Genomic DNA, 1,775 nt, shown 5'->3' with positions numbered 1-1,775 from the left:
GCGATCCCTCCCCAGGAAGCGGTGGGCTTGTCATGGACATCACGGGCGCGGGGTATCTTGATCGCCTGTGCTCGGAAGGCAAGTTTTTTGACGGAAGGGGTAAGCAAAACCGTCACCGCACTGGCTAGCAGCGCTGCATACGCCATCGGGCTGAGAAGATTCATCTACCGCAATAATACCGCGTCCCAGCCCTCGGCGTTACGCTGGGGGGGCTCTGGCAGACAAACTATTTCCACACCTGCCGCCTCCAGAACCTCACGCGCCCAGCCCTCAGGCCCATCGCCAAAGAACACGACTCGTACAATGCCCGCTCCGACGATCATCCTAGCACAGACATGGCACGGACGGCACGTCGTGTACATCGTCGCACTTTTGGTGTGAACTCCATGAAGCGCTGCCTGCGCAATTGCATTTTGCTCGGCGTGCAGTGTGCGGATGCAACGCCCGTCTTCCAGCAAACACCCCACTTCGGTGCAGTGTGGCTGCCCCGGCGGCGAGCCATTGTAGCCCGTCGTGAGAATACGCCGATCCCGCACGATCACCGCCCCGACATGGCGTCGCTCACACGTCGAGCGCGTCGCCACCTCACGGGCAATGCTCAGAAAATACTCATCCCACGAGGGGCGCACAGTAGGGCTATGCTGCTTCAAGAATCCCATCAAGCTCCGTGGTTGTCAGGGCTAAAATAACACTGAGATTAAGTTCTTCCTGGGGGGTGAGCGAGGTGTGCAGCACCTGTCTCAGAACTTGTTGACGCTCTCGGGCGTTCATTGTATCGAAGCCATCCCAGATGACATGTCCGCTGAGACGCGCCGAGAGAGGCACTTCTTCCAGCAGCATCTGGGCACCAGGAAAGCGTGCCTGAATCACTTGTTCCACTTTGTTTTTGAGAGTTCCCATCGTTCCAATCCTATCGTCATAAGAGCGTCTACACCATCGTAGAGTATTTCCCAATTTGGCTTGAGAATATCTCCTGAGAGATGCTGTTGCCCGTTTTTGAAAAGCCCATGCTGGTTCAAGAATTTTCGTAAACTTGATGCGGAGCGATAACGGTGTGCATTGCTCCAACGGCGGTAGACATCGCTGAGTGCTGCTTCGAGATGGTCTTGCTGCCTGGAGGGCATAAAACGGAAGAACTGCCCACTTGCTGCCAGTTGCCTGAGGTCGTGTTTGTCATCGAACTTAGCATCTACGAGAGTCATATAGGCGCGAAACAGACACTCCACGGTAACACCTGCGAGATAGTACGTGAGCGGATAGTGTCGTATCTCATCCAGGGTGAGCCGTTGTAGCTCGGCAAAATGTTCTCGCGCAGCAAGTAGGTACTCCTGGGCAAGCTCATCGCGCTGAGTGTCTGTCAGTCCTCGCATGGAACTACCCCCAAGCCGGAAATCTGTTGCAGAGGGCCTTGACTTCCTCGCGGATTCCGGCGATCAGGGCATCGTCGTGGCGTTGCTCTAGGGCGCGGTTGATCAGCTCGGCGATAATCGGCATCTCGGTCTCGGTCATGCCACGTGTCGTGACGGCGGGCGTCCCGAGGCGCAGGCCGCTGGTCTTGAACGGGGGATTGGGATCGTTAGGGATAGCGTTCTTGTTGGCCGTGATTCCTGCAAGATCCAGCACCTCTTGCGCCCGCTTGCCGTTGAGCTTCTTGGCGCGTAGGTCCACGAGCATCAGGTGATTGTCCGTGCCACCGGAGACCAACCTAAAACCATGGCTTACGACGGCCTCGGCGAGCGCCTTAGCGTTCTTACGAATCTGTGCCTGGTAGGTGG

Annotated in this window: 3 protein-coding genes and 1 pseudogene; all 4 read right to left on the bottom strand. The window is 57.0% G+C overall.

Annotation, left to right across the window (positions count from 1 at the left end; all coding sequences use genetic code 11):
- Positions 1-164: 164 nt before the first annotated feature.
- On the bottom strand, positions 165-629 hold the full coding sequence (locus ACH2EH_RS09690) for a dCMP deaminase family protein (RefSeq protein ID WP_309686678.1): 465 nt from the start codon (positions 627-629) through the stop codon (positions 165-167).
- A 7-nt stretch (positions 630-636) separates the two neighbouring features.
- Complete coding sequence (locus tag ACH2EH_RS09685; RefSeq protein WP_395141166.1) at positions 637-900, bottom strand: hypothetical protein; 264 nt, start codon at positions 898-900, stop codon at positions 637-639.
- Complete coding sequence (locus ACH2EH_RS09680) at positions 867-1,370, bottom strand: hypothetical protein (RefSeq protein ID WP_395141164.1); 504 nt, start codon at positions 1,368-1,370, stop codon at positions 867-869. Before ACH2EH_RS09680 ends, ACH2EH_RS09685 begins: the two co-directional genes overlap by 34 nt.
- A gap of 4 nt (positions 1,371-1,374) precedes the next feature.
- Positions 1,375-1,775: pseudogene (gene glyA / locus ACH2EH_RS09675) on the bottom strand (serine hydroxymethyltransferase); the annotation flags it as partial.

Origin of the sequence: Armatimonas sp., from assembly GCF_043760365.1 — a bacterium.
In the GTDB taxonomy this organism is placed as follows: Bacteria; Armatimonadota; Armatimonadia; order Armatimonadales; family Armatimonadaceae; genus Armatimonas.
Note: the sequence above shows the minus strand (reverse complement) of the source record. Positions and strands in the feature narration are given on the sequence as shown.